Genomic DNA, 22704 nt, shown 5'->3' with positions numbered 1-22704 from the left:
TTTGGCTTTCTATACTCCCAGCCGAACCCCTTTTTTGTTCCAGGAGTCGAGTCATGGATGAGCAAACACGCGTCGAAGTGGCTGAACCTCGCTTCGAACATGGACACTTCCTGCTGATTGCAGGCTTTCGCGGTCGATTTACCCAAGACACAGCCAAAGACATTCCGGCGCTGTGGGAAAAGTTCTTGCCGCACCTGGGAAAGATCCAGGGGCAAAAGAACGAAGTGACCTACGGTGTCTGCAGCAACTTCGATGGCAAGGGCGGCTTCGATTACATCGCCGGGGTGGAAATCAGCAAGCTCGATGACCTCGACCAGAAGGTCTACCAGTGGGTGGAAGTGCTGCCCCGGCAATACGCGGTGTTCGAGCACAAGGGACCGCTCGATCAGTTGCCGCAAACCCTGCAATACATCTACAAGACCTGGCTGCCGAGCTCTCATTACGTGGAGCTCAATGCCCCGGAGCTGGAGCGCTACAGCGCCGATTTCAATCCGAAGCTGCACACCGGCAAGCTGGAAATCTGCGTGCCGGTCGATACCAAGGCCTGAACCCGCAGCAGTGAGGCGGATCAATGATCCGCCTCAGGCTTTCAACGCTGTTTACGCCGCGTACGCAGCAGGTCGACTGCCAGCGTGATAAAGCCGAAGGTACTGATGCCCAACACCATCAACAGACCGATCTGCACGCTGCTCATAAGTTGTTTCCCCCCAAGGGTGACTAGAGACACACCTGAGAAATAGCCCGCCCCGACCACGAAGAAAAGCGCTTATACGCAAGCTTTACGCCGTCCGTGCGGATCGATATGCAGGCCTTATTCCTTTATGCTTTCGGCACTTTCTTCTGCTGATTTCCGAGCCGCTATGAACACCGTTATCCGCAACGTCACCGCCACCGATCTGGACCGCTGCTACGCCATCGAAACCGTTGCCTACGAAGGTGACGAAGCGGCCACCCTCGAGAAGATCGCTACGCGCATTGCCACTTGGCCAGAGGGCTTTATCGTTGCCGAGGTAGATGGCGTGGTGGCGGGTTTCGTCAACTCCGGCGCGGCGTTTGATGTGCAGATGTCGGACGAGGCGTTCAAAGAGTTGATCGGCCACGACCCGAAAGGCCCGAACGTGGTGATCATGTCGGTGGTGGTGCACCCGGATTATCAGGGGCTGGGATTGGCCAAGCGTTTGATGGGCGAGTTCATCGAGCGCATGCGCGGGATGGATAAAGCGACGATTCATTTGATGTGTAAGGAAAAACATATTCCGCTGTATGCCGGGTTTGGCTTTGCCTACATCAAGCCGTCGGAGTCGGACCACGGCGGCATGGCGTGGCACGAGATGATCCTTACCCTCTAAAGCCAGCCCGATACTGATCGTTCCCACGCGGAGCGTGGGAACGATCATTTACGGGAGTATCAGTAGAGGGTGTCACTTACTCTTTTCGGGGCTTCTCGGTCGTAGGTTTCGGCGTCGAATTCGCCATCGTTCAGGCGCTTGTGGAAGGCGCCCGCAGAGGGCAGGGCGGAGCGCGGCAGGTGGGTTTCCGGGTTCCATGCGTCGGAGCGGACGAAGGCTTTCGAGCAGTGAAAAAACGCCGCTTCCACCGTCACCAGCAACACCGTTTTCGCCGGTTTGCCATTCACCGCAAAGCTTTCCAGCAGTTGCGGATCTGCGCTGATCGTCGCCGTGCCGTTGACCCGCAATGTCTCGCCAATGCCCGGAATGATGAACAACAACGACACCCGCGAATCCTGCAGCACATTGCGCAGGGTATCGATGCGGTTGTTGCCCGGGCGATCCGGCAGGGCCAGGGTGCGCTCATCGATGATCCGCACAAACCCGGGCTTGTCCCCGCGCGGCGAATTATCGAGGCCATCGGCGCCCACCGAGCTGACAATCACCAGCGGCGAAACCCGCACCATCGCCTGATAATCCTCGTTGAGAAAACCGATCTGCTTGCGCACCGCCCGCTCGTGGGGCAGTCCGTAAATCGCTTCCAGCGCTTCGATTGAATCGATCATCGTGCATCCCTCGATGACTTAGAAAACCAGGCCCATGCGCCGTTCGTAACCGATCCGGCCCTTGTACGCTTCACCGCTGTCGACGTAGCCGTGTTTGGCGTACAGGGCGATGGCCGCGTCGTTATCCGCATCTACTGACAATTCCAGCCCCTTGATCTCCGGCCAAGCCTGACGCGCAACCTCGGGCAGCGCTTGCAGACAGGCCTTGCCGAAACCCTTGCCCTGCGCGCGGCGATCGACCTGCAACGCATGCAAGGTGGCGCTGTGCTCATTGGCCCAGGCGGGCAACACCGGCGGGCGCTTGAGCAGCAGAAACGCCACCGGCACGTCATCCGCCAACAGCGCGAAACCTTTCACGCCGGGGCCGGGTTTCGACAGCAGCGTGTGCAGTGCGCCGTGGATATCACCGGAGAACTTGATCTGCTCGGCATGGATTTCAATCGCCTCGACTTGCTGACGCTGCAAGGCGTTCAGGCTGTCGTACGGCACGAGTTGGGCTGACACGGGAATTTCCTTTTTCCTACAAGGTAAGTCGCGGATTCTAGCGATTTTGTCTTCTGTAGAATTTTTTTGTTTGCTCTGTCGATCTGCCCAATCGCCGAACGACTAAGGGTGTCTTCACAACAAAAACCACGGAGAACACCATGAGCGCACAATCTGAAATCCAGACCCTGATCAACACCTACCGCGAAGCCGTCATGACCAAGGACGTGGAGAAAGTCATGGCGTTGTATGCCGATGACATCGTCTCCTTCGACGCGATCAAGGCCCTGCAATTCAAGGGCAAGCCCGCCTACCGCGCGCACTGGGTCGAGTGCATGGAAATGTGCCCCGGCCCGCACATCTTCGAGTTCCACGAAATCGCCATCGAAACCGCCGACAACATCGCCTTCGCCCACTGGGTAGCCAACTGCGGCGGCACCAATGACAAGGGCGAAACCCAGAGCTGCTGGATGCGCGTCACCGCCTGCTATCGGCAGATTGGCGGGGCGTGGAAAATCGTCCACGAACACTGGTCGGCGCCGTTCGATCCGATGAGCGGCGCGACGCTGTTCGATGTGACTCCCTGATCTTCAGCCATAGTTGAACCGTCCGATTCAGGAGAACGCCATGAAGTATTTATGCCTGGTCTACAGCGATGAGCGCCTGCTGCATTCATCGCCCGACAGCCCGGAAGACGCCGAGTGCTGGGCTTATGCCGAGTCGATTCAGGGCAGCGGGCGGATGGTTGCCGCCGAAGCGCTGGAGTCGGTGCAGACCGCCACCACGGTGCGTATGCGCAACGGCAAACTGTCGATTACCGATGGCCCGTTTGCCGAAACCAAGGAGCAACTGGCCGGCTTCTACCTGATCGACGCCAAAGATCTCAACGAAGCGCTTCAGGTCGCCGGCAACATTCCGGCCGCGCGGGTTGGCAGCGTTGAAGTGCGGCCGGTGCGGCAGTTGAATGTCTGAGGTTCGGGCGCGGGTCGAGCAGGTCTATCGCGAAGACTCGCGGCGGATTCTGGCGACGCTGATTCGTCTGCTGGGTGATTTTGACCTCGCCGAAGAAGCCTTGCACGAGGCGTTCTTCGTCGCGGTCGAGCGCTGGCAGCGCGACGGCGTGCCGGATAATCCGCGCACCTGGCTGGTGTCTACCGGGCGCTTCAAGGCGATTGATGTGTTACGCCGCCGCGCACGGTTCAAGGCCTCGCAACCATTGTTGTTGGCGCAGTTGGAAGAACTTGAACAGGCCGACTGGAGCGGTGAAGACGTGGAAGACGATCGCCTGCGGCTGATCTTCACCTGCTGCCACCCGGCACTGGCGGCGGATGCGCAGGTGCCGCTGACCTTGCGTGAAGTCTGCGACCTGACCACCGAGGAAATCGCCCGCGCCTTTCTCTCCGCGCCGGCGGCAATTGCCCAGCGCATCGTGCGCGCCAAAGCCAAGATCCGTGATGCGAAAATCCCTTATCAAGTACCGAGCCTGAGCGAATTGCCCGAGCGCCTCGACAGTGTGTTGCGGGTGATTTATCTGGTGTTCAACGAGGGGTATTCGGCGTCGGGTGGGGCTGAGCTGATCCGTGAGGATCTGACCCGTGAGGCGATCAGGCTGGGGCGGTTGTTGATGGAGTTGCTGCCGGAGCCGGAGGTGATGGGGTTGCTGGCGATGATGCTGTTGCACGAATCGCGACGGGCGGCGCGCACTTCGCCGAGTGGTGAGTTGGTGCTGCTGGATGATCAGGATCGATCTCAGTGGGATGCCGGGCTGATTGCTGAAGGTTGTGCGCTGGTTGAGCGTGCGCTGACCACGCGGCGGTTTGGGCCCTATTGTTTGCAGGCGTCGATTGCGGCGGTGCATGCCGAGGCGCCGACGGCTGGGGAGACGGATTGGGAGCAGATCGTTGGTTTGTATGACGTGCTGTTGCGGGCGGTGCCTTCGCCGGTGATTGAGTTGAATCGGGCGGTGGCGGTGGCCAAGCGCGACGGGGCGTTGGCAGGGTTGAATCTGATTGAAGGGATTTTGGCGCGAGGAGAGCTGCAGGATTACCACTTGGCGCATTCGGCGCGGGCGGAGTTTTGTCGGCAGTTGGGCAGGGTGGAAGAGGCGAGGACGGCGTATTTGCGGGCGTTGGAGCTGACTCGACAAGAGCCGGAGCGGCGGTTTATTCAAGGGCGGCTCATGGTGCTGGAATTGCCCTCACCCTAGCCCTCTCCCAGGGGGAGAGGGGACTGATTGGGGGATATTAAAGAGGTTCACCGACTTGAACGATCGGCTTTGAATCCATAATCGAGGTGTATACCGTAGCTATACATCCATAATCGACTCGGTCTCTCAGGTCGATGTCTGACGCAAGACACCTCGGTCGGCTCCCTCTCCCTCCGGGAGAGGGCTGGGGTGAGGGGCTTTTGAGCTCATATCCAATGAATCCACAATCGACTCGGTCTCTCAGGTCGATGTCTGACGCAAGACACCTCGGTCGACCCCCTCTCCCTCCGGGAGAGGGCTGGGGTGAGGGTGGCTCGATCTTCAACCCTTATTCCAGCATCTTGCTCAACAACCAACTCCCCGCCGGCCCCGGCGGATACAGCCGCGACCACAAGGCATCAACAAACACCGGCTTAGGCCAGCCGCGCACTTTCAACTCCACCAGCAGATCATTGCCGAAGCGCTGCGCCAGCCAGCGCGGCAACGGCGCCCAGCCAAAACCTTTTTCGGCCATTTCCAGCAGCATCAGATAACTCGGTGCCGACCACCCCCGACCTTTGCCGCGACTGTCATACGGATTGACGATGGTCGCCAGACGCAATTCGCGGTGCTGCTCCAGCACATGCTGATCAATGTGATCAAGCTTCGCCAGCGGATGCTCACGACTGACGAACAAGGCAATTTCCGTGCGCTCGGCCACGGTCGAGGTGACCAGATCCGGCGGGTAGCTCTCTTGCATTTCGGCGAACGCCAGATGCGCACGACCACGCTGGACCAATTCGATCAAGTCATCACATTCGGCAATCAAACATTCCAGCTCCAGATCCGGATAACGCTGCTCAAACCCGACCAACGCCGCTTCAAAACGGTCCGACTGATAGGTATCGGAAATCGCCACCGTCAGCTTCGGTTCGACGCCTTGGGACAACTGCCGCGCAGTCATTTCCATGCGACTGCTGGCCGCCAGAATCGCCTCGGCGCGTTGCAGCATCACATGCCCGGCGGGAGTCAGCGTCGGTTTGCGGCTGCTGCGATCGAACAACAGCAGATCCAGATCAATCTCCAGGCTGGCCACCGCCGTGCTAATAGTCGACTGACTGCGCCCGAGCTTGCGCGCCGCTGCCGAAAACGAACCTTGCGTGGCAGCCTGGACAAACGCCAACAGCACTTCTTGCGAGATCATCAACTATCGCCTTGATCGATGGTTATTGATTATGAAGTATCGGTTTTAGGATGGATCATGGCAACCATCTTCACTCAAGGACTCGGGCTATGACTGCCAATAAATCCATCACTGAACGTATTTTTCAGGCCATCGGTTTCGAACTGCTGGCGATTCTGATCTGCACCCCGTTGCTGGCGTGGATCATGCAAAAACCGATGCTTGAAATGGGCGCGGTGACCGTGTTGATCGCCTTGCTGGCGCTGGGTTGGAACGTGGTGTTCAACCGCTTCTTCGACCGTATGCTGGCGCGCATGAACGTCGCGCATAACGCCTGGGTACGGGTGGTGCACGCGCTGCTGTTCGAGGGTGGTTTGATCGTGATGGGCGTGCCGTTGATTGCCTGGTGGCTGTCGGTCAGCCTGTGGCAGGCGTTTTTGCTCGACATCGGCGTGTTGCTGTTTTTCCTGCCGTACACCTATGTGTATCACTGGGGCTATGACGTAGTGCGCGAGCGCTTCATGACCCGCAACGCCTGCCAAGGCTAACACCACCCCGTGTAGGAGCTGCCGAAGGCTGCGATCTTTTGCTCTTGATTTTTAAGCGCAAGATCAAAAGATCGCAGCCTTCGGCAGCTCCCACAAGGGAAAGTATTTCAGCGTTAGTTAGAGGAACATACCGCCGGATGCCTCAACACGCTGGCCATTGATCCACTGTCCACCCGGCGACAGCAGCAGCGCCAACGCTCCGCCAATATCATCCGGCTGACCGGCTCGGCCCAGCGCGGTGTTGCTGGCGACCATCGCATTCAGCGCCGAGTTGTCGCGTACTGCGCCACCACCGAAGTCAGTTTCGATGGCGCCCGGAGCAAGAATGTTTACGCCAATCTGCCGCGCACCCAGCTCCTTGGCCTGATAACGGGTCAGCACTTCCATCGCGCCTTTCATCGCCGCATAAGCGCCGTAACCCGGCAGGCTGAAACGGGTCAGGCCGCTGGAAATATTGATGATGCGTCCGCCGTCGTTAATCAGTGGCAGCAACTGCTGGGTCAGAAAGAACGGCCCTTTCAACTGGATGTTCATCAGCAGATCGAACTGCTCCGGCGTGGTTTCGGCGAACAGCGCGTGCACGCCAATGCCGGCATTGTTGATCAGGAAATCAAAGCGCTGACGTTTGAAGGTTTCCTGCAACGCGTGCTCAACCTGCACACCGAAACCGGCAAAACTCTCGCTGCGGCTGACATCCAGTTGCAGCATCACGGCTTTGCCGCCGAATTTTTCCAGTTCAAGCACCAGCGCCTGGGCTTCATCGGCGCGGCTGTTGTAGGTGCCGATGATGTCGATGCCTTGAGCAGCGAGGTGCAGCGCTGCGTTTTTGCCCAGGCCACGACTGGCGCCAGTGATCAATGCGATTTTGCGGTTCATGGAAGCTTCCTCGATTGCGGTGAGTGGTGATGGGACTCAGTTTATTTATCCGCCCTAAGGTGATAAACAGAACTAAGCCGGAATCACTGATCGGATTAGCCGAACAATCGACAGGTGCCTCATGAACAAGTTGGAACTGCTGCGCACCTTCGTGCGGGTCAGCGAACTGTCGAGTTTTACCCTCGCCGGGGAAAATCTCGGCCTGCCACGCTCCACCGTGTCGGAACATGTGCAGGCGCTGGAAGCGTTACTCGGCACGCGCCTGCTGCAACGCACCACACGCAAAGTACAGGCGACGCAGGACGGTCTGGTGCTGTACGAACGCAGCAAGGATCTGCTCTCGCACATGGATGAGATCGAAGGCTTGTTCCGCCAGGACGAGGCGTCGCTGACCGGGCGCATTCGTGTCGACCTGCCGAACATTCTCGCGCGGCGCCTGATCATGCCGCGCTTGCCGCAGTTCATGGATCGCCACCCGAATCTGGAACTGGAAATCAGCAGCACCGACCGCCGCGTCGACTTGCTCAGCGAAGGGTTCGATTGCGTGGTGCGGATTGGCGCGCAGCCGGATCAATCGGTGGTCGCGCGGCACCTCGGTGACTTCCCCATGGTCAATTGCGCCAGCCCCGCGTACCTCGAGCGCTACGGCGTGCCGGAGTCGCTGGAAGATCTCGCGCAGCATCGACTGGTGCATTACGTCGGCGTATTGGGTTCGCGTTCGGAAGGGTTCGTGTACGAGGAGGGCGGTCAGGTTAAACGCTTGCCGATGGCTGGCAGCATTACGGTCAACAGCACTGACGCTTACGAGGCGGCGTGCCTCGGCGGTTTTGGTCTGACGCAGGTACCGCGAACCGGCATGCAGCCGCATCTGGAAAACGGCGAACTGGTGACCGTGTTGCCGCAGTTCACGGCGCCGGCGATGGGGATTTCATTGTTGTATGCGCGGCAGCGGCATTTGCCGTTGCGGGTGCGAGTGTTTATGGATTGGCTGGGCGATCTGATTCGCTCCGCGCTCTAAACCTGAACACCGGTCAAAACTGTAGGAGTGAGCCTGCTCGCGATAGCGGTGTGTCAGTTTAATCAATGTTGACTGATACACCGCTATCGCGAGCAGGCTCACTCCTACAGGGGACTTTCTTCGGTCAGAAGATCTGGGTGAACAGCCAATAGAGGCTGCCTGACAGCAGGATCGCCGCCGGTAGGGTCAGCACCCACGCCATCAACAGATTGCGGATGGTCTTCATCTGCAACCCGCCACCGTTGGCAACCATGGTTCCGGCTACACCGGATGACAACACATGCGTCGTCGAAACGGGCAAACCAAACATGTCCGCCGCGCCAATGGTCAACATCGCCACGGTTTCCGCCGAGGCACCTTGCGCATAGGTCAGGTGGGTCTTGCCGATCTTCTCGCCGACCGTCACCACAATCCGCTTCCAGCCAACCATGGTGCCCAACCCGAGCGCGATGGCCACGGCGATCTTCACCCACAGCGGAATAAATCGCGTGGCGTTGTCGATCTGTTGTTTGAACAGTTGCAGTTTGCTGCTGGTATCAGCGTCGAAATTGCCGACCTTGTTCTTGTCCATCAGGCGAATGCTTTCGCTGGCCAGGTACATGTCGTTACGCACGTTGCCCATGGCTTCGGCCGGGACTTTCGCCAGCGAACCGTAGCCTTTGACTTCTTCACCAATGTGCCCGGTGAGGGCGGCGAGGGCGGGGATCAGTTGCGGCGTGGCGTCTTTGCTGCGCACGTAATCGGAAAGGACTGCACGCGGATCGGCCGGCGTCGGCAGCGGCGCACTTTTCACCAGCGCTTGCTGGGTGACTTGTGCCACAGCGGCGAACTGCAACGATTGTTCTTCTGGCATCGTGCGGTTCAAGGCATAGGCCATTGGCAGCGTACCGACCAGAATCAACATGATCAGGCCCATGCCTTTCTGGCCGTCGTTGGAGCCGTGGGCGAAGGACACGCCGGTGCAGGTCAGAATCAGCAAACCGCGAATCCACCACGGTGGCGGCGTGTTGCCTTCAGGTGCCTTGTACAGCGAACGATTCTTCACGAAGGCGCGCAGCGCCAGCAGCAACAGTGCCGCACAACCGAAACCCACCAACGGCGAGAGCAGCAACGCATAACCGATCTTGGTCGCCTGCGCCCAATCGACACCGCTGGTGCCGTCGCGGCCGTGCATCAAGGCATTGGCCACGCCGACACCGATGATCGAGCCGATCAGCGTGTGCGATGACGACGCCGGCAAACCCAGCCACCAGGTGCCGAGGTTCCACAGGATCGCCGCAATCAGCAGAGCAAAGATCATCGAAAAACCGGCTGACGAACCGACCTGCAGAATCAACTCCACCGGCAGCAAGGCGATGATGCCGAACGCCACTGCGCCGCTCGAAAGCAGCACGCCGAGAAAGTTGAAGAACCCCGACCAGACCACCGCCACGTTCGGCGGCAACGAGTGGGTGTAAATCACCGTCGCGACGGCGTTGGCGGTGTCGTGGAAACCGTTGACGAACTCGAAACCCAGGGCAATCAGCAACGCCACACCGAGCAGCAGAAACGGCGTCCAGGTGGTGACCACCGTGCCGAGTTCGTGCATGTCGTGCATCAGGCTGTAGGCGGTGAACAGCATCCCCATCGCCAGCACGGCGAAAAAGATCACGTAGGTAAACGGGCTGGTTTTCTTGTCGAGGGCTGGCCTGCCGCTGGCGGCGGACGCGGGGCTGGCGGTCAGGGAGGGAGTAGCCATGGCAGGACAATCCTGAGCGAGGGAAGGAATGTCGCCCATGATCGTTGCAGAATGTTACAGAGAGACTGCGCCATGTCAGTGTTTGGCTGATTAACCCAACCGTCGGTCTTCTGCTCGTTCCCACGCTCTGCGTGGGAATGACGCCCGGGACGCTCCGCGTCCCTGTGACGCAGAGCGTCACTTGATGCATTCCCACGCAGAGCGTGGGAACGAGCGTTCAGGCGTCAGTAGTCTCCGCGCTTGCGAAACGCCCAACGCCCGGCAATCACGGTAAACGTCGCCACCAGTGCGACCAATATCCAGAACCCCTCCGGATCCTGCGACAACGGCACCCCGCCCACATTCATCCCGAAAAAACCGGCAATGATGTTGATCGGCAGCGCCAGCACAGTCACCACCGTCAGAGTAAACAGCGTACGGTTGCTCTGCTCGTTGAGGTTGGCGGCGATCTCTTCCTGGAGCAGTTTGATCCGCTCGCCGAGGGCCGTGAGGTCGTTGATGATCAACGCAAACTCCTCGGTGGATTTGCGCAGCTCCTTGACGTCCTCCTTCTGCAACCATGGCGGCGGCCGATTAAGCAGGCGTAACAACGAGCCCGGTTCCAGCGCCAGCAGCCGTTGCAAACGCACCAGCACGCGCCGGTTGGCACCGAGTTCGGCGCGGTTGGTCGACAGCCGCGAGGAGAGTAATTCGTCCTCGACCTGATCAACACTCATGCTGGTCTTGCGCACGATCTGCGTCAGCACCTCACCCTGATCGCGTAGCAGGTGCACGAGCAATTCCGAGGGCGAACGAAAGCGTTCGCCGGCCTTCACCGATGAGCGCAATTTGTCCACCGAGTGCAGCGGTTGCAAGCGCGCGCTGACGATCAGTTTGCTGCGCACACAAACCCACAGCGTCGACACATCCGAAGAGACCATGCTGCTGAGGTTGAACACCACATCGTTGACCACCGCCAGCAACGCCGAATCGACATGCTCGATACGCGTCGAACGCGAGCCTTCGTGCAGCGCCTCGAAAAACTCTTCGGGCAATTGCAGATGACTTTTCATCCAGCGTTCGCACGCCGCATGCGCAAGATTGAGGTGCAGCCAGAGGAATTCGCCCGTGTCGTTGTCGTCCTGCAAACAGCGCAACGCTGTCGCCGAATCGACTTCGCGGCCACGTTCGCCGGGCAGGAAACGAAAGCCGTAGAGCAGGCCAAACAGATCAGGATCGCGATGGCTGATATCGAGGCTGTGGTTCATGAAGGCTCGCTGCGAGGAGGGTGCGTCGGTCGCGCAAATGGCAGGTTCACTGAGCCGCATCATCGCAATGTCACATGACATTTATATGACAGCAAGGTGACGTCAAATCAGCGACTTACCGACGGTCGGATTTTCTTCAAGAAGCCCTCTGGCGCGCCGATCACAGGTGCGTTAGGTTGCGCGCCATTTGCCATGAGCCAAGGCTCGCCGACATGGATGTCCGGCAAAATTTCACGCCTTACCGGGCGTACCTCATCCCTGTCTTGAGTATCTTGCGATGCTGCAAAAATCCCTGAGAGCGCAAATTCTCGCCTTGCTGAGCGGCAGCCTGCTGGCGGTGCTGTTGATTGCGCTGGCCTGTTTTCATTTCCTGTCCAACGGCGTGCAAAGCTACAGCCAATTGATCGCCGGTCCCCTGCACACCTCGCAGCTGATCGACGAAGCCAACCTGCAATTCAAGGTGCAGGTGCAGGAGTGGAAAAACGTCCTGCTGCGCGGCAAGCAACCGGCGGATCTGGCCAAGTATTGGGGTCAGTTCGAAGATCGTCAGCGCGATGTGCAGAAGATCCTTGGTGAACTGGCCAGCCAGAAAGGCATAGAGCCCAGCCTGAAATCGCGCATTGAACGTTTGCGTGAAGAACACCGCCAGTTGGGTAGCGCTTATCAGAAGGGACGTGATGCCTACGTGGCTGCTGGTGGTGATCCGACGCTGGGTGACGCGGCGGTCAAAGGCGTTGACCGTGCCGCCAGTGATCAGATGAGCGAACTGGTCGCCGAGTTGCGCAAGCAAGGCACCGCGCAGTCGGCGCTGATCAGTGCCGAGGCTGATCGCACCGTGTGGCTGGGGCTGCTGGTGATGCTCGCGTCGGGTCTGCTGATCGGTTTGTTGAGCCTGTGGCTGGTCAACCGCAACCTGGTCGAGCCGATTCGCAAACTCATTGATTACGTCACGCAGTTGAGCCGCGGCAAACTCGCCGAACGCGTGGTCAGCGACCGTCAGGATGAACTGGGCAACCTCGCCGCAGCCGCCAACACCTTGCGCGACTTCCTCGCCGAAACCTTCACTCGTCTGCAGCGCAGCGCCAGTGATCTGGACAGCGCCAGCGGCGAGTTGAACGCGATCGCCACGACCATGGCCGGTGGCACCAACGAGCAGTTCAACCGCACCGATCAGGTGGCCACGGCGATGAACGAAATGTCCGCCACCGCGCAGGAAGTGGCGCGTCACGCCGCCGATGCCGCGCGTGCTGCCGACGATGCCGACCAGTCCGCCCAACAGGGTGAAAAGGTCATGCAGAGCACTATTCACTCGATCACCCAGATGCGCGGTGAAATCGCCAACACCGCCACGGTGATTCGTCGTCTGGAAGCCGACAGCGGCCGCATCGGCAAAGTGCTGGAAGTGATTCGCGGCATCGCCGAACAGACCAACCTGCTGGCGCTCAACGCTGCGATTGAAGCGGCGCGCGCCGGTGAAGCCGGGCGTGGTTTTGCGGTGGTTGCCGATGAAGTGCGCAATCTCGCACAGCGCACTGCCGAGTCGATCATCGAGATCAACCAGATCATTCAGAGCGTGCAGACCGGTGCGGTGGACGCCGCACAAGCCATCGACAGCGGCCAGACGCGTAGCGAAGAAAGTGTCGAGCAGGTGACCCAGGCGGGCGCGATGCTGGAGCGCATCACCCACGCCGTGGAAGCGATCCGCGACATGAACCGTCAGATCGCTACTGCTGCGGAAGAGCAGACCTCGGTGGCCGAAGACATCTCGCGCAACCTCACCGAGATCACTTCGATCGCCAGCACCAACCTCGACAACGTCCAGCGCACCGAAAGCGCCAGCCAGAACCTGCATGGTCTGTCCGGGCAACTGAACGAAGTCACCGCGCGCCTGAGCGCCTGACGCCATCGACTGTGTACCGGTTCGGATACCGAGTCGGTACACTGTCGATCTCAATTACCTGCGGCCGTGGTCGATGACCGGTTATCTATAACCGGCATTGGAGCCTTTCCATGGTCAGCATCACTTCTGTCTCGATCAATCAGACCGTCACCACACCTTCGAGCAAAACCGCAATCAGCGACGTCGGTGACGATACCTCGACCACGGCAGCCGCCAGCACTGGCGCTACGGCCGATACCGGTAAAGTCGCCACCGGTGGTGGGGCCGCTCCGGCGGGTGACAGCAGCTCCAGCAGCAGCGAAGAATCGGATTCGGTGAAGGAACTGCGCAAGCAGATTGCCGAACTGCAGAAGCAATTGCAGGAAGAGCAACAGGCGTTGCAAGCGGCCCAGGCGAAGCAGGAAAATTCTGATGCGAAGGTCGCCGAGGTGGCTGCCGCCCAAGCGCAGATCACCGCCACTTCGGCCTCCCTGTCCACCGCCACAGCCTCATTGTTGCAGGCGTTGCAGGATTCCGACTCGAGCACCTCGGGTTCGCTGGTCAGCACCTCGGCGTGATGCCCTTTCCCCTCACCCTAGCCCTCTCCCGGAGGGAGAGGGGACTGACCGTGGTGACTATTCGAGGTACGCCGACCTGAAATATCGAGTCGAACTCAGGTCTTGAATAGCCCCCGATCGGCTCCCTTTCCCCCCTAGCCCTCTCCCAGAGGGAGAGGGGACTGACCGGGGTGATTATTTGAGTTGCGCCGACCTGAAATATCGAGTCGAACTCAGGTCTTGAATAGCCCCCGATCGGCTCCCTTTCCCCCCTAGCCCTCTCCCAGAGGGAGAGGGGGCTGACCGGAGTGATTATTTGAGTTGCGCCGACCTGAAATATCGAGTCGAACTCAGGTCTTGAAATAGCCCCCGATCGGCTCCCTTTCCCCCTCGCCCCCTTGGGGGAGAGGGCTGGGGTGAGGGGGAGAAAATCTCACTGACAACCCATCAACAAAGCCAAACACCAGACATGAAAAAAGCCGCACGATCTCTCAATCGTGCGGCTTGCTTTATACGAGGTATCAAGTGTCTTGCTTGTTGCTCAGCACCTTGCCAGTGGTCGCATCAAAGTCCACATCAAACTCTTTACCATCAGCCGTCTTCAGCTCAACTTCATACTCATAACCATTGAAGTGGTTATCCAGATCCGTGTCAGTAATAGTCGCACCCGGATGCAGTTTCAGCGCTTCGGCGTTCATCGACTCCAGCGACTTGATCTTGCCTTCCTTGACCAGTTGCGGAATCTGGTCAACGCGAACATCAGCCTGGGCCAGGCCAGCGGTAAGAGTCAGGGCAGCGGCAGTAAACAGGGCAGTCAAAGTTTTCATCGGTTCATTCCTTGGGGTGATTCGTTTAAGTGGCCTCAGGTTAACCAGCGCAACTTAACTCACCCTTAAAACCCCGCACCCAAACAAAACGGGCAAGCCATGCACCTGCACAGAACCTGTGGGAGCGTGGCTTGCCCGCGATGAAGGCGCCTCGATTTCAGATCAGAAGCCGTTGTTCTTCAACACCTGATCAACGGTGCCAGCCGCCGGGCGTTTGTAGAACTTCAACAGTTCGCTGGCGCGGTTGGTGAAGATGCCGTCGACACCTGCCGCCATGACTTTCTCGAAGTCCACCGGCTCGTCGACGGTGTAGACGTGCACCAGCAGGCCCTGATCGTGGGTGTACTGGTTCATCCACGGTTGCACCAGATCCGAATAGCTCTGGTCGCCGCCCTTGGTCAGCTTCGCCGAAGGGCCGGTGCCGATGGCACCCTGGGCCTTGGCGTAATCCACCCATTGTTTGAATTGGGCTTCAGACTTCGGCTCTTGTTTGCCGTAGAAAACGTTTTTGTCTTTCTCGCCGGATTCGGCAAACGTCATCTTGGATTTCGGCTCGATGCTGCCTTCGCCGACCCACAGCAGGAGGATTTTCGGCACTTGCGGCATTTCTTTTTGCAGCAGTTCGAGGCTGTTTTTCTCGAACGTTTGCAGGATCACTTTGCCCTTGCCCTGACCCACACCCAGCGCACTTTTCGCCAGTTTCGAACCGGCCGGGCTCAGCCAGCCGCGATCCTGCAGTTTCTCTTTCAGGTCTTTCTCGATCCCCGGAAACAGTTGCGGTTCTTTGGTCTCGATGTACAGGCCCGGCTTGTGTTGCGGGTTGGCCTGGGCGATGTCGATGATTTCATCGAGGGTCAGAATTTTCAGCCCGGCGTAGGACGGGCGGGCGCGATCCGGGTACTTGGCGTTGAACCAGCTGCCGGCGTCGAGGGTTTTCAGTTCGGCCATGGTGAACGCGGTGGCCGAGGCGTCCTTGCGCTCCGGAAACTTGCTGGCGACGTCGGTGGTGCGTTGCAGGTTGTCGTCGTGCAGGGCGAACAGCACGCCGTCCTTGCTGCGCTGCAAGTCCATTTCCAGGTAATCGGCGCCCAGATCACGCGCCAGTTTGTAGGACGCCGCCGTGGATTCCGGCGCATCGAAGGACGCGCCACGGTGAGCGATCACCGCCGGGTGCGGGATGCCGTTGGCGGCAGCGACCGCATCGGGATCGCTGTGGCTGGCGGCGTGCGCCTGACCGAGGCCGAGCAGGAGGCTCAGGACCAGGGCGCTTTTGGTGAAAGTAGCGGGCATGTTCGAGTTCCTTTCGCAGGGCATTTTCAAAGACGTATCTTTTAGCAACTGAATCGATTGCGTGCTATCGCAGGACCGACATAAACGTATTAAAAGCGATTTTTCCTGCACTTTTGTGGCGCTGTTTGCAGTACGCTTGCCCACGGCAGACGCTCCGGCAGAGGGCGCGCCGCTCAGTTGCCCTGCGTGTAAACCATCGATCATCTTTCGTGAGGTTTACCATGCGCATCACCTCCCAACTCATCTGCCAGGCCGCCGACGATCTCAAGGGATTTGTCGGCCTCAACCGTAAAACCGGTCAGTACATCGTGCGCTTCAGCGAAGATTCGTTCGGTATGGACGTGGCCGATGACGGCATTATTCCTGTGAACGAATTCGTCTGGGCACCGGCGACAGCGCAGGCCATGACGCTTAAACGCGAGTTGATTCAGTTGTTGCTGGATCAGAATATCGATGACCGGATCAACATCACCGAGCCGTTGCGGGTGTATATGAGCAAGGTTGAAGTGCCGGAGATCGTCGCGGTGCGTAGTCTGGTACGGGGCTGAAGTTTTTCTGTGAGGGTAAGGGCCTCTTCGCGAGCAGGCTCGCTCCCACATGGGAACCGTGGTGTTCACAAATCCCCTGTGGGAGCGAGCCTGCTCGCGAAAGCGGCCGTCAATACGCCGCCATTTTATTGCCCGAACCGATACTCACGCTCAACCCGGCACACCCGCGTATGAAACGCCGAATACCATTCCGAGCGCCCACGCGCTTGAATCACCCGATGCTCAGGATGCTGCCGCCACGCCAGAATCGCCGCTTCGCTCTGCCAATACGACACCGTAATCCCAACGCCATCCGCTCCTCGAACCGACTCCACCCCAAGAAACCCCGGCTGCTCACTGACCAACGCAGCCATGCGCTCAGCCGCCTCGGCATACCCATTGTCACCCTCGGTGCGAGTCGACGTAAAAATCACCGCAAAGCAGGCAGTCATCAACGTGCCTCCCCACAAGCTTCAACAAACGCGCGCACCAGCGGCGGCATCAACCCTTTGAGCGCCGCACGTTCCGGTTGAAACAACGTCGCGACAAAGAACCGGTGATCCTTGAGTTCGATCGCGCGTAAATCCCCTGACGAATCATGACCGACAGCATGTAGCCGATCGTTCAACAGTTGCTGTTCGAACAGCGGATTCACACCGAAGCGGCAGCGATAGCCTTCACGAATTTGCGACGTTTCGTACGCCTTGGCGATCAACGAGTCGGGCACTAGATGAATGCTGTCTACCGCTTCCACCAGCGAACAGGTCAACGGCGTGAGTACCGCGCGTTCAGCGTCGGGCGATGTTTCACCGTGTTCCGCATCCTCCCAGCCCAGCACGTTGCGGGAGAATTCCAGCACCGCATGCTGAAAACCGCCGCAGGTGCCGAGGAAAGGGCGCTGCTGTTTGCGGGCAAAACGGATCGCCCGCAATGCGCCGGCTTCACTTTTGTAAGGACTGGCGGGGACGCACCAGAAACCGTCGAACCGCTCGAGCGGCGTATCGGCGTGGATCTGCTCGGTGGGCAACCATTCGAATTGCACGTTGCGGTTGAGGTGTTCGGCGACCAGCCCGAGGGCGACGGGAATGGCTTGGTGAGCGGTGACCTGCGGGTCGTAATCGCCAATCAGGGCGATACGGATGGCGCTGTTTTCCATGGAAGTTCCCTGCGCTTGTTGATTGATGGCCCTCACTATAGATTGGCGTTCACGCACTCAATATGGGCGTTTCCCCAAGTGATCAATGCAGCGACGCACTATCAGCTCGATTACCCCGATCTCGCCCTGATTCTGGCCTTGGTACGAGGCGGCTCTCTGGCCCGCGCTTCGCAGCTGTTGAAGGTCGACGTGTCGACGGTGTTTCGCGCCGTGCGCCGTCTCGAAGCCGCACTCGGTCTGCAACTGTTCGAAAAAAGCCGCGCCGGCTATTTACCGACAACCCTCGCGCAGACACTGGCCGAGCAAGCCGAACGCGCCGAACAGGCACTGGAAGCTGCGCGCATTGGCGTGGAGCAGGGCGGCGAAGTGGTCAGCGGTACGGTGCGCCTGACCTGTACCGATTCGGTGTTGCAGGGTTTGCTGCTGCCGGCGCTGGCGCAGTTCATGCCCAATTACCCGGCACTGACCATTGAGCTCAGCACCTCCAACGATTTCGCCAACCTCAGTCGGCGCGATGCCGACATTGCCCTGCGCCTGACGCGTACACCGCCGGAGCATCTGGTCGGACGGCAACTGGCGAAGATTTCCTACCGGGTCTGCGCCAGTTCGCGCTATCTGCAAAACGTCGATGCTTCGGATCTGGCAGCGCTGACCTGGATCGCCCCGGACGACTTTCTACCCGATCACCCAACCATCGCCTGGCGTCGTCAGCATCTACCCGGCGTCACCCCGCGCTATCGCTGCAACAGCATGTTGTCGGTCACCGAACTGGTCCGCGCAGGCCTCGGCGTGGCGGCGTTGCCGGACTTTCTGATCACCGACGGTTTGCAGGCGTTAAGCGAGCCGCTGCACGGTTACGACACCGCGCTGTGGCTGCTGACCCGCCCGGATTGCCGGGCCTTGCGCTCGGTGGTGACACTGTTCGATGAATTGGGGCGGGCGCTACGTTTGCCGTGATCAGCGCTGCGGATTCTGGCGCATGTGATCGTGCAACTCGCTGGTCAGGCTGGCGATGCGTTCGGTGAGGTTTTTGGTCATCTCGGTGAGGCGGGTGTTCTGCTCCAGCAGCTCAAGCAACTGCGCGGTGTTTTTCGCGGCTTGGGCCTGACGCTCGGTATTGGCCTGTGCCAACGCTTCACGATGTTGCGCGTCGGCATCGGCTTGCGCCTTGTCGCGGGCGGCCTGACGGGTTTGTGCGAGCAGAATCAGCGGTGCGGCGTAGGCCGATTGCAGGCTGAAAGCGAGGTTCAACAGGATGAACGGGTAAACGTCGAAGGTGGTCACGCCAAACACATTGAGGCAGACCCACAACAGCACAATCAGGGTTTGTGCGCCGAGAAACATCGGCGTGCCGAAGAACCGCGCAAACGCCTCGGCGCGCAGGGCGAACGTGTCGTTGCCGAAGGTGGTGTTGAGGTGGGCGTGGGGGCGGTGGAAGCGCAGGTGATCGACGGGAGCTGATTCCGTTGTTGCGGTTTTTTCAGTGGTCATGGTGCACTCGGCAGGGCGTGGGACGTGTAGTCACTATAGCCCTGCGTGGTGGCGACCGGCCCCTTCGCGAGCAGGCTCGCTCCCACATTGGAATGCATTTCCCTGTGGGAGCGAGCCTGCTCGCGAAGGCCGCGCCGCGGTCTACTGACTCTGCATCAATTACCCCGGCACCCGCTCATTGGCAAACATGCTCACCGCATCCACTGCCTCACTGGCACCATCGCGAATCTGCAAGATCACCGTCCCCGCCTGATTCGCCAACTCGACCCCTTCAGCCGCGCGACCCCGGGTGCCTTCCATGCTCTTGATGGCTTGCCGGGTCTCGCTCTGGATCAAACCGATCATGTTGGAAATCTCTGCGGTCGAGCCACTGGTTCGAGCCGCCAATTGCCGCACTTCGTCAGCGACCACGGCAAAACCGCGACCCTGTTCACCGGCGCGCGCTGCCTCAATCGCGGCATTCAGCGCCAACAAATTAGTCTGGTCGGCAATCGCGCGGATGGTGTTGACGATGGCGGTGATCTGCTCGGAGCGTTCACCCAGTTGCGCAATCAACGTTGAAGATTGGGCAATGTCCTCGGCGATTTCGCGCATTTCACTGGCGGCTTGCTGGATCACCTGAGTGCCTTGCTCGGCGACTTTTCGCGTCGCTACCGAGATGTGATACGCCGCGCTGGCACTGCGTGCGTCCTGCTCGTGTTGTTCGACTCGGGCAGTCACATCAGAAGCGAACTTCACCACTTTGCACAAGCGCCCGGCGGCGTCGTAAACCGGGTTGTAGTTGGCTTCGAGCCACACCGTTTGCCCACGTTTATCCACGCGTTCGAACTGCCCCTGGAAAAGCTCGCCCTGGTTCAAGCGCCGCCAGAAATCCTCATAGGCGCTGCTGTTGACCAGTGCAGGCGTGCAGAACAAACGGTGATGTTTGCCTTTCAGCTCGGCGAGGGTGTAACCCATGCGCGTCAGAAAATTCTGATTGGCCGTAAGAATGCTGCCGTCGAGGTTGAATTCGATGACCGCCATTGCCCGGTCAATCGCTTGCAACTTGGCATTGGCCTCACTTTCCTGCTGCACCTTGGCGGTCACGTCCATGGCGTACTTGACCACTTTTACCACGCGCCCCGAGGCATCCTTGATCGGGTTGTAACTGGCTTCCAGCCAGATCGGCTGGCCCTTGCTGTCGACCCGTTCAAATGTCCCGGACTGAAAATGGCCGTTTTTCAGGCGTGACCACAAATCCGTGTATTGAGCACTGCGGCCGAATTCCGGTGTGCAAAAACGCCGATGCGGTTGGCCGATCGCTTGTTCGGCGGTGTAACCCATGGTCTTGAGAAAGTTGTCATTGGCGCGCAGCACCACACCATCGAGGTCAAATTCGATCACCGCCATCGAGCGATTGATCGCGTCGAGCAGGCCGGCTTGTTCGGTGAGGGTGCGCTGAAGGTCATCGACGACGGCTTTGTGGCGATTGAAGAACATGCTCGCAGTACTCTGGAAGAAGGGGAAGATCGAGGATTCAGTCCCTATTTCCGCGCTGGCAGACCGAATGCGCGGACGGCATTCGGCGGTGACTGCTCAATGCCAGCATTCCTTAACTGGCAGATGGCTACTTATACAAAACTTCATAAAGTTGTACAAGAAACTAATTATTTGTAATTTTGTATAACTTTTCAGGCGCTGGCGTTGTCTGTAGCGGCACGGCTCAAGGCCACGCTGATAGTGTTGCGGCCCGTGTGTTTGGCGGTGTAGAGCGCTTTGTCGGCATCGTCCAGCCAGTCGAGGGCATCCTTGTACAAGGGCTGATACCGCGCCAGACCGATACTCAGACCCACTCGCAAGTCTGGCACCTGCGGATGACGGTACTGCTGCAATGCCTCGCGCAACTGCTCCATCAGCGCTTCGGCCTTGTTCAGCGGCCGTGTCGGCAGGATCACGCAGAACTCGTCACCGCCGTAACGCCCGGCCAACTCGTATTGATCAAGCAGGCGTTTAAGGTCGTGACTCAATTGCCGCAGCACCGCATCGCCGACGATGTGCCCGAAGCTATCGTTGATCTCCTTGAAATGGTCGATGTCGATCAACGCCAGCGTGGCTTGGCTGTTGTGTTGGCGGCACTGCTGAAATTTCAGGTGCAGAAGGTCTTTCCAGGCACCGTGGTTGAGCAGGCCGGTCAGGCTGTCGGTACGGCTGAGGGCGCTCAGCGCGCGTTTGTGTTGGGAGAGTTTGATCGCCAGGCGATAACAGACCAGGCCCAGTGCCAGCGGATAGAGTGTGAGCATCGGCAGGCAGGCCCAGACTTGCTCCTGTCTCATCGTCAGGCTGAATTGGACGCCAAAGATCATCCAGCCCAGCAATACGCCGGCGAGTTGGGCGAGGGCGCCGAACACGAACAACCGATAGCCACCGGCGGCGACGTTGTTCATGGTCATCATCGACAGGATGGTCACGGTGGTCAGCGGACTGAACTGAAAACTCGCCGCCCAGAATCCCCCGCACAGCGAGTCATACAACAGGTTGCGGCGTTCAGCCTGATACGGGAAGGCCGAGCGCATGGAAATCTGATAAGCCAGATGCGGCCAGGCGAAGCCGTTGAACAACAACAGCGCCCACAGCCAGCCGGGCATGTTCAGCGGATACAACGCCGCACCGACACTGAAGAAACCGATCCCCAGACCAATGGCCCTGGGCAGGTAAATGCGCCGGGCGAATGACAAGCCTTTGCCGCGTTGGTTTTCCATGATGCCCTGCGCGAAATTCATCCTGAAATACTTTGCAGTATTTTCTCAGGCTAACCGTTCGTCGGTCGATTGTCGGACATTGTCATTTATTCCAACGGGAATAATCAGTGTCCTTCCGAGCCATTTAATCGCTGGCTCGCGCAGGAGAACGGCTATTTAGAGCTGATAGCAGGCCAGAAACATCTCCAGCGCCGATTCGGCGACGGTGTTCTGCATGTCGGCATCGAGAGCGGCACGGCCCATCGACATCTGTGGCCAGAAGCCAAAGGTCTTGAGCAAGCCTTGTACTTGATGGGCGGCGAATTCCGGGTCGACCGTTTTCAATCGGCCGTCGGCCTGCGCGGCGCGAATCCACACGGTCAGACCTTCTTCGCGCTCGCCCATGCGTTCGATCATGTTCTGCGCGCGCTCCGGCGAGTGGATGGTGGCGGCAATCGCCACCCGTGCCAGGGTCAGAAAATTCTCATCGGCCATCAACTGCACTTTGGCCTGCAGCATCTGCCGTAATTGCTCGCGCAACGGCTGATCGCGGTTGTAGGTCACCGACTGCTCGGCGCTGATTCGTGCCCACAACTGGTTGAGTATTTCCGCGAACAACTCCTCTTTGCTGGGGAAATGGTTGTACACCGTGCGCTTCGACACACCGGCGGTGGCCGCGATTTTGTCCATGCTGGTGATCTCGAAACCGTGGGCACGGAATTCGGCAATCGCCGCCTGAATAATGGCTTCGCGTTTACGGTCGGTGAGGCGCTGTGGAGCTGTCATAAGTACGCTTCGGCAGAGAAAAGATGAAATTACACTTGGCAGTTTACTTGTCATCCGCTTTGATGCAACCTAGAAACTACACCGAGCAGTGTAATGTTGCGTTAATCCTCGCAATCTAAAAAACAGAAGTTCGGCCTATGCGTGCAGCTTTGGCCATTTATCGTCCCACCGTGGAAAAACCG

Annotated in this window: 25 protein-coding genes; 11 read left to right on the top strand and 14 right to left on the bottom strand. The window is 59.1% G+C overall.

Annotated elements, in window-relative coordinates; genetic code table 11:
- Positions 1-53 precede the first annotated feature (53 nt).
- Complete coding sequence (locus PspS49_RS22465) at positions 54-548, top strand: GyrI-like domain-containing protein (RefSeq protein WP_122598741.1); 495 nt, start codon at positions 54-56, stop codon at positions 546-548.
- 312 nt (positions 549-860) lie between these two features.
- Positions 861-1349: an N-acetyltransferase gene (locus tag PspS49_RS22460; RefSeq protein ID WP_150750329.1), complete on the top strand. Its 489-nt coding sequence runs from the start codon at positions 861-863 to the stop codon at positions 1347-1349.
- A 59-nt stretch (positions 1350-1408) separates the two neighbouring features.
- Here PspS49_RS22460 and PspS49_RS22455 read toward each other — a convergent pair whose 3' ends face one another.
- Both PspS49_RS22455 and PspS49_RS22450 read right to left on the bottom strand, forming a co-directional pair.
- Positions 1409-2014: a pyridoxamine 5'-phosphate oxidase family protein gene (locus tag PspS49_RS22455; RefSeq protein WP_160041527.1), complete on the bottom strand. Its 606-nt coding sequence runs from the start codon at positions 2012-2014 to the stop codon at positions 1409-1411.
- A gap of 18 nt (positions 2015-2032) precedes the next feature.
- Positions 2033-2518, bottom strand: a complete 486-nt coding sequence (locus PspS49_RS22450; protein WP_127929467.1) for a GNAT family N-acetyltransferase — start codon at positions 2516-2518, stop codon at positions 2033-2035.
- Positions 2519-2658: 140 nt separating this feature from the next.
- Here PspS49_RS22450 and PspS49_RS22445 point away from each other — a divergent pair, with 140 nt between their 5' ends.
- The 3 genes from PspS49_RS22445 to PspS49_RS22435 are packed head-to-tail and all read left to right on the top strand — an operon-like array spanning position 2659 to position 4703.
- Positions 2659-3084 (top strand): nuclear transport factor 2 family protein, encoded by a 426-nt coding sequence (locus PspS49_RS22445; RefSeq protein WP_150775230.1) that lies wholly within the window; start codon positions 2659-2661, stop codon positions 3082-3084.
- A 40-nt stretch (positions 3085-3124) separates the two neighbouring features.
- Positions 3125-3469, top strand: a complete 345-nt coding sequence (locus PspS49_RS22440; RefSeq protein WP_077574226.1) for a YciI family protein — start codon at positions 3125-3127, stop codon at positions 3467-3469.
- A complete protein-coding gene (locus tag PspS49_RS22435) occupies positions 3462-4703 on the top strand; it encodes an RNA polymerase sigma factor (RefSeq protein WP_160041525.1) in 1242 nt (413 codons plus the stop codon). The genes PspS49_RS22440 and PspS49_RS22435 overlap by 8 nt, the downstream gene beginning before the upstream one ends.
- A 328-nt stretch (positions 4704-5031) precedes the next feature.
- Here the strand turns inward: PspS49_RS22435 and PspS49_RS22430 are convergent, their stop codons facing one another.
- Entirely contained in the window at positions 5032-5886 is an 855-nt protein-coding gene (locus tag PspS49_RS22430; protein WP_160041523.1) for a LysR family transcriptional regulator, read from the bottom strand.
- Positions 5887-5975: 89 nt separating this feature from the next.
- Between PspS49_RS22430 and PspS49_RS22425 the strand changes: the two genes are divergently transcribed.
- The gene (locus PspS49_RS22425; protein ID WP_160041521.1) at positions 5976-6413 is read left to right on the top strand and encodes a multidrug/biocide efflux PACE transporter; all 438 of its coding nucleotides are present in this window, start codon (positions 5976-5978) and stop codon (positions 6411-6413) included.
- Positions 6414-6530: 117 nt separating this feature from the next.
- Here the strand turns inward: PspS49_RS22425 and PspS49_RS22420 are convergent, their stop codons facing one another.
- A complete protein-coding gene (locus PspS49_RS22420; RefSeq protein ID WP_150775225.1) occupies positions 6531-7289 on the bottom strand; it encodes an SDR family oxidoreductase in 759 nt (252 codons plus the stop codon).
- A 121-nt stretch (positions 7290-7410) separates the two neighbouring features.
- Between PspS49_RS22420 and PspS49_RS22415 the strand changes: the two genes are divergently transcribed.
- A complete protein-coding gene (locus PspS49_RS22415; RefSeq protein ID WP_127929461.1) occupies positions 7411-8307 on the top strand; it encodes a LysR family transcriptional regulator in 897 nt (298 codons plus the stop codon).
- A gap of 124 nt (positions 8308-8431) precedes the next feature.
- Here the strand turns inward: PspS49_RS22415 and PspS49_RS22410 are convergent, their stop codons facing one another.
- Positions 8432-10045, bottom strand: a complete 1614-nt coding sequence (locus PspS49_RS22410) for an inorganic phosphate transporter (protein WP_127929460.1) — start codon at positions 10043-10045, stop codon at positions 8432-8434.
- Positions 10046-10269: 224 nt separating this feature from the next.
- Entirely contained in the window at positions 10270-11292 is a 1023-nt protein-coding gene (locus PspS49_RS22405; RefSeq protein WP_099756971.1) for a transporter, read from the bottom strand.
- Between the two features lie 277 nt (positions 11293-11569).
- Here PspS49_RS22405 and PspS49_RS22400 point away from each other — a divergent pair, with 277 nt between their 5' ends.
- Entirely contained in the window at positions 11570-13192 is a 1623-nt protein-coding gene (locus tag PspS49_RS22400; RefSeq protein ID WP_160041519.1) for a methyl-accepting chemotaxis protein, read from the top strand.
- Positions 13193-13302: 110 nt separating this feature from the next.
- Entirely contained in the window at positions 13303-13749 is a 447-nt protein-coding gene (locus PspS49_RS22395; RefSeq protein WP_150750322.1) for a hypothetical protein, read from the top strand.
- A 500-nt stretch (positions 13750-14249) separates the two neighbouring features.
- On the opposite strand, the gene PspS49_RS22390 is transcribed toward PspS49_RS22395, so the two are convergent.
- Positions 14250-14555, bottom strand: coding sequence for a PepSY domain-containing protein (locus PspS49_RS22390; protein WP_007963131.1), 306 nt, complete (start codon positions 14553-14555; stop codon positions 14250-14252).
- A gap of 162 nt (positions 14556-14717) precedes the next feature.
- The gene (locus tag PspS49_RS22385; protein WP_160041517.1) at positions 14718-15845 is read right to left on the bottom strand and encodes a glycerophosphodiester phosphodiesterase; all 1128 of its coding nucleotides are present in this window, start codon (positions 15843-15845) and stop codon (positions 14718-14720) included.
- Between the two features lie 221 nt (positions 15846-16066).
- Between PspS49_RS22385 and PspS49_RS22380 the strand changes: the two genes are divergently transcribed.
- A complete protein-coding gene (locus PspS49_RS22380; protein WP_160041515.1) occupies positions 16067-16393 on the top strand; it encodes a DUF2025 family protein in 327 nt (108 codons plus the stop codon).
- 125 nt (positions 16394-16518) lie between these two features.
- On the opposite strand, the gene PspS49_RS22375 is transcribed toward PspS49_RS22380, so the two are convergent.
- Both PspS49_RS22375 and PspS49_RS22370 read right to left on the bottom strand, forming a co-directional pair.
- Entirely contained in the window at positions 16519-16824 is a 306-nt protein-coding gene (locus PspS49_RS22375; RefSeq protein ID WP_160041513.1) for an antibiotic biosynthesis monooxygenase, read from the bottom strand.
- Positions 16824-17528: a CTP synthase gene (locus tag PspS49_RS22370; protein ID WP_160041511.1), complete on the bottom strand. Its 705-nt coding sequence runs from the start codon at positions 17526-17528 to the stop codon at positions 16824-16826. Before PspS49_RS22370 ends, PspS49_RS22375 begins: the two co-directional genes overlap by 1 nt.
- A 15-nt stretch (positions 17529-17543) precedes the next feature.
- Between PspS49_RS22370 and PspS49_RS22365 the strand changes: the two genes are divergently transcribed.
- On the top strand, positions 17544-18485 hold the full coding sequence (locus PspS49_RS22365) for a LysR family transcriptional regulator (protein ID WP_160041509.1): 942 nt from the start codon (positions 17544-17546) through the stop codon (positions 18483-18485).
- Here the strand turns inward: PspS49_RS22365 and PspS49_RS22360 are convergent, their stop codons facing one another.
- The 4 genes from PspS49_RS22360 to PspS49_RS22345 all read right to left on the bottom strand — a co-directional run bounded on the left by PspS49_RS22360 (position 18486) and on the right by PspS49_RS22345 (position 22522).
- Positions 18486-19019, bottom strand: a complete 534-nt coding sequence (locus PspS49_RS22360; protein ID WP_150750318.1) for a DUF1003 domain-containing protein — start codon at positions 19017-19019, stop codon at positions 18486-18488.
- Positions 19020-19178: 159 nt separating this feature from the next.
- Positions 19179-20498: a PAS domain-containing methyl-accepting chemotaxis protein gene (locus PspS49_RS22355; RefSeq protein WP_160041507.1), complete on the bottom strand. Its 1320-nt coding sequence runs from the start codon at positions 20496-20498 to the stop codon at positions 19179-19181.
- A gap of 191 nt (positions 20499-20689) precedes the next feature.
- Complete coding sequence (locus PspS49_RS22350; protein WP_160042572.1) at positions 20690-21757, bottom strand: diguanylate cyclase; 1068 nt, start codon at positions 21755-21757, stop codon at positions 20690-20692.
- 156 nt (positions 21758-21913) lie between these two features.
- Positions 21914-22522 (bottom strand): TetR/AcrR family transcriptional regulator, encoded by a 609-nt coding sequence (locus PspS49_RS22345; RefSeq protein WP_160041505.1) that lies wholly within the window; start codon positions 22520-22522, stop codon positions 21914-21916.
- Positions 22523-22704 lie beyond the last annotated feature (182 nt).

The organism is Pseudomonas sp. S49 (assembly GCF_009866785.1).
Lineage (GTDB): Bacteria > Pseudomonadota > Gammaproteobacteria > Pseudomonadales > Pseudomonadaceae > Aquipseudomonas.
This window is presented reverse-complemented; position numbering and strand designations above follow the sequence as displayed.

Bases quoted from the DNA above. Each gene is read 5' to 3' on its own strand.
- PspS49_RS22390 (WP_007963131.1), bottom strand. From the start codon at position 14,555: ATGAAAACTTTGACTGCCCTGTTTACTGCCGCTGCCCTGACTCTTACC.
- PspS49_RS22430 (WP_160041523.1), bottom strand. From the start codon at position 5,886: ATGATCTCGCAAGAAGTGCTGTTGGCGTTTGTCCAGGCTGCCACGCAA.
- PspS49_RS22455 (WP_160041527.1), bottom strand. From the start codon at position 2,014: ATGATCGATTCAATCGAAGCGCTGGAAGCGATTTACGGACTGCCCCAC.
- PspS49_RS22355 (WP_160041507.1), bottom strand. From the start codon at position 20,498: ATGTTCTTCAATCGCCACAAAGCCGTCGTCGATGACCTTCAGCGCACC.
- PspS49_RS22415 (WP_127929461.1), top strand. From the start codon at position 7,411: ATGAACAAGTTGGAACTGCTGCGCACCTTCGTGCGGGTCAGCGAACTG.
- PspS49_RS22460 (WP_150750329.1), top strand. From the start codon at position 861: ATGAACACCGTTATCCGCAACGTCACCGCCACCGATCTGGACCGCTGC.
- PspS49_RS22350 (WP_160042572.1), bottom strand. From the start codon at position 21,757: ATGGAAAACCAACGCGGCAAAGGCTTGTCATTCGCCCGGCGCATTTAC.
- PspS49_RS22405 (WP_099756971.1), bottom strand. From the start codon at position 11,292: ATGAACCACAGCCTCGATATCAGCCATCGCGATCCTGATCTGTTTGGC.
- PspS49_RS22345 (WP_160041505.1), bottom strand. From the start codon at position 22,522: ATGACAGCTCCACAGCGCCTCACCGACCGTAAACGCGAAGCCATTATT.
- PspS49_RS22445 (WP_150775230.1), top strand. From the start codon at position 2,659: ATGAGCGCACAATCTGAAATCCAGACCCTGATCAACACCTACCGCGAA.
- PspS49_RS22395 (WP_150750322.1), top strand. From the start codon at position 13,303: ATGGTCAGCATCACTTCTGTCTCGATCAATCAGACCGTCACCACACCT.
- PspS49_RS22360 (WP_150750318.1), bottom strand. From the start codon at position 19,019: ATGACCACTGAAAAAACCGCAACAACGGAATCAGCTCCCGTCGATCAC.
- PspS49_RS22385 (WP_160041517.1), bottom strand. From the start codon at position 15,845: ATGCCCGCTACTTTCACCAAAAGCGCCCTGGTCCTGAGCCTCCTGCTC.
- PspS49_RS22465 (WP_122598741.1), top strand. From the start codon at position 54: ATGGATGAGCAAACACGCGTCGAAGTGGCTGAACCTCGCTTCGAACAT.
- PspS49_RS22375 (WP_160041513.1), bottom strand. From the start codon at position 16,824: ATGACTGCCTGCTTTGCGGTGATTTTTACGTCGACTCGCACCGAGGGT.
- PspS49_RS22440 (WP_077574226.1), top strand. From the start codon at position 3,125: ATGAAGTATTTATGCCTGGTCTACAGCGATGAGCGCCTGCTGCATTCA.
- PspS49_RS22380 (WP_160041515.1), top strand. From the start codon at position 16,067: ATGCGCATCACCTCCCAACTCATCTGCCAGGCCGCCGACGATCTCAAG.
- PspS49_RS22420 (WP_150775225.1), bottom strand. From the start codon at position 7,289: ATGAACCGCAAAATCGCATTGATCACTGGCGCCAGTCGTGGCCTGGGC.
- PspS49_RS22370 (WP_160041511.1), bottom strand. From the start codon at position 17,528: ATGGAAAACAGCGCCATCCGTATCGCCCTGATTGGCGATTACGACCCG.
- PspS49_RS22400 (WP_160041519.1), top strand. From the start codon at position 11,570: ATGCTGCAAAAATCCCTGAGAGCGCAAATTCTCGCCTTGCTGAGCGGC.
- PspS49_RS22425 (WP_160041521.1), top strand. From the start codon at position 5,976: ATGACTGCCAATAAATCCATCACTGAACGTATTTTTCAGGCCATCGGT.
- PspS49_RS22435 (WP_160041525.1), top strand. From the start codon at position 3,462: ATGTCTGAGGTTCGGGCGCGGGTCGAGCAGGTCTATCGCGAAGACTCG.
- PspS49_RS22410 (WP_127929460.1), bottom strand. From the start codon at position 10,045: ATGGCTACTCCCTCCCTGACCGCCAGCCCCGCGTCCGCCGCCAGCGGC.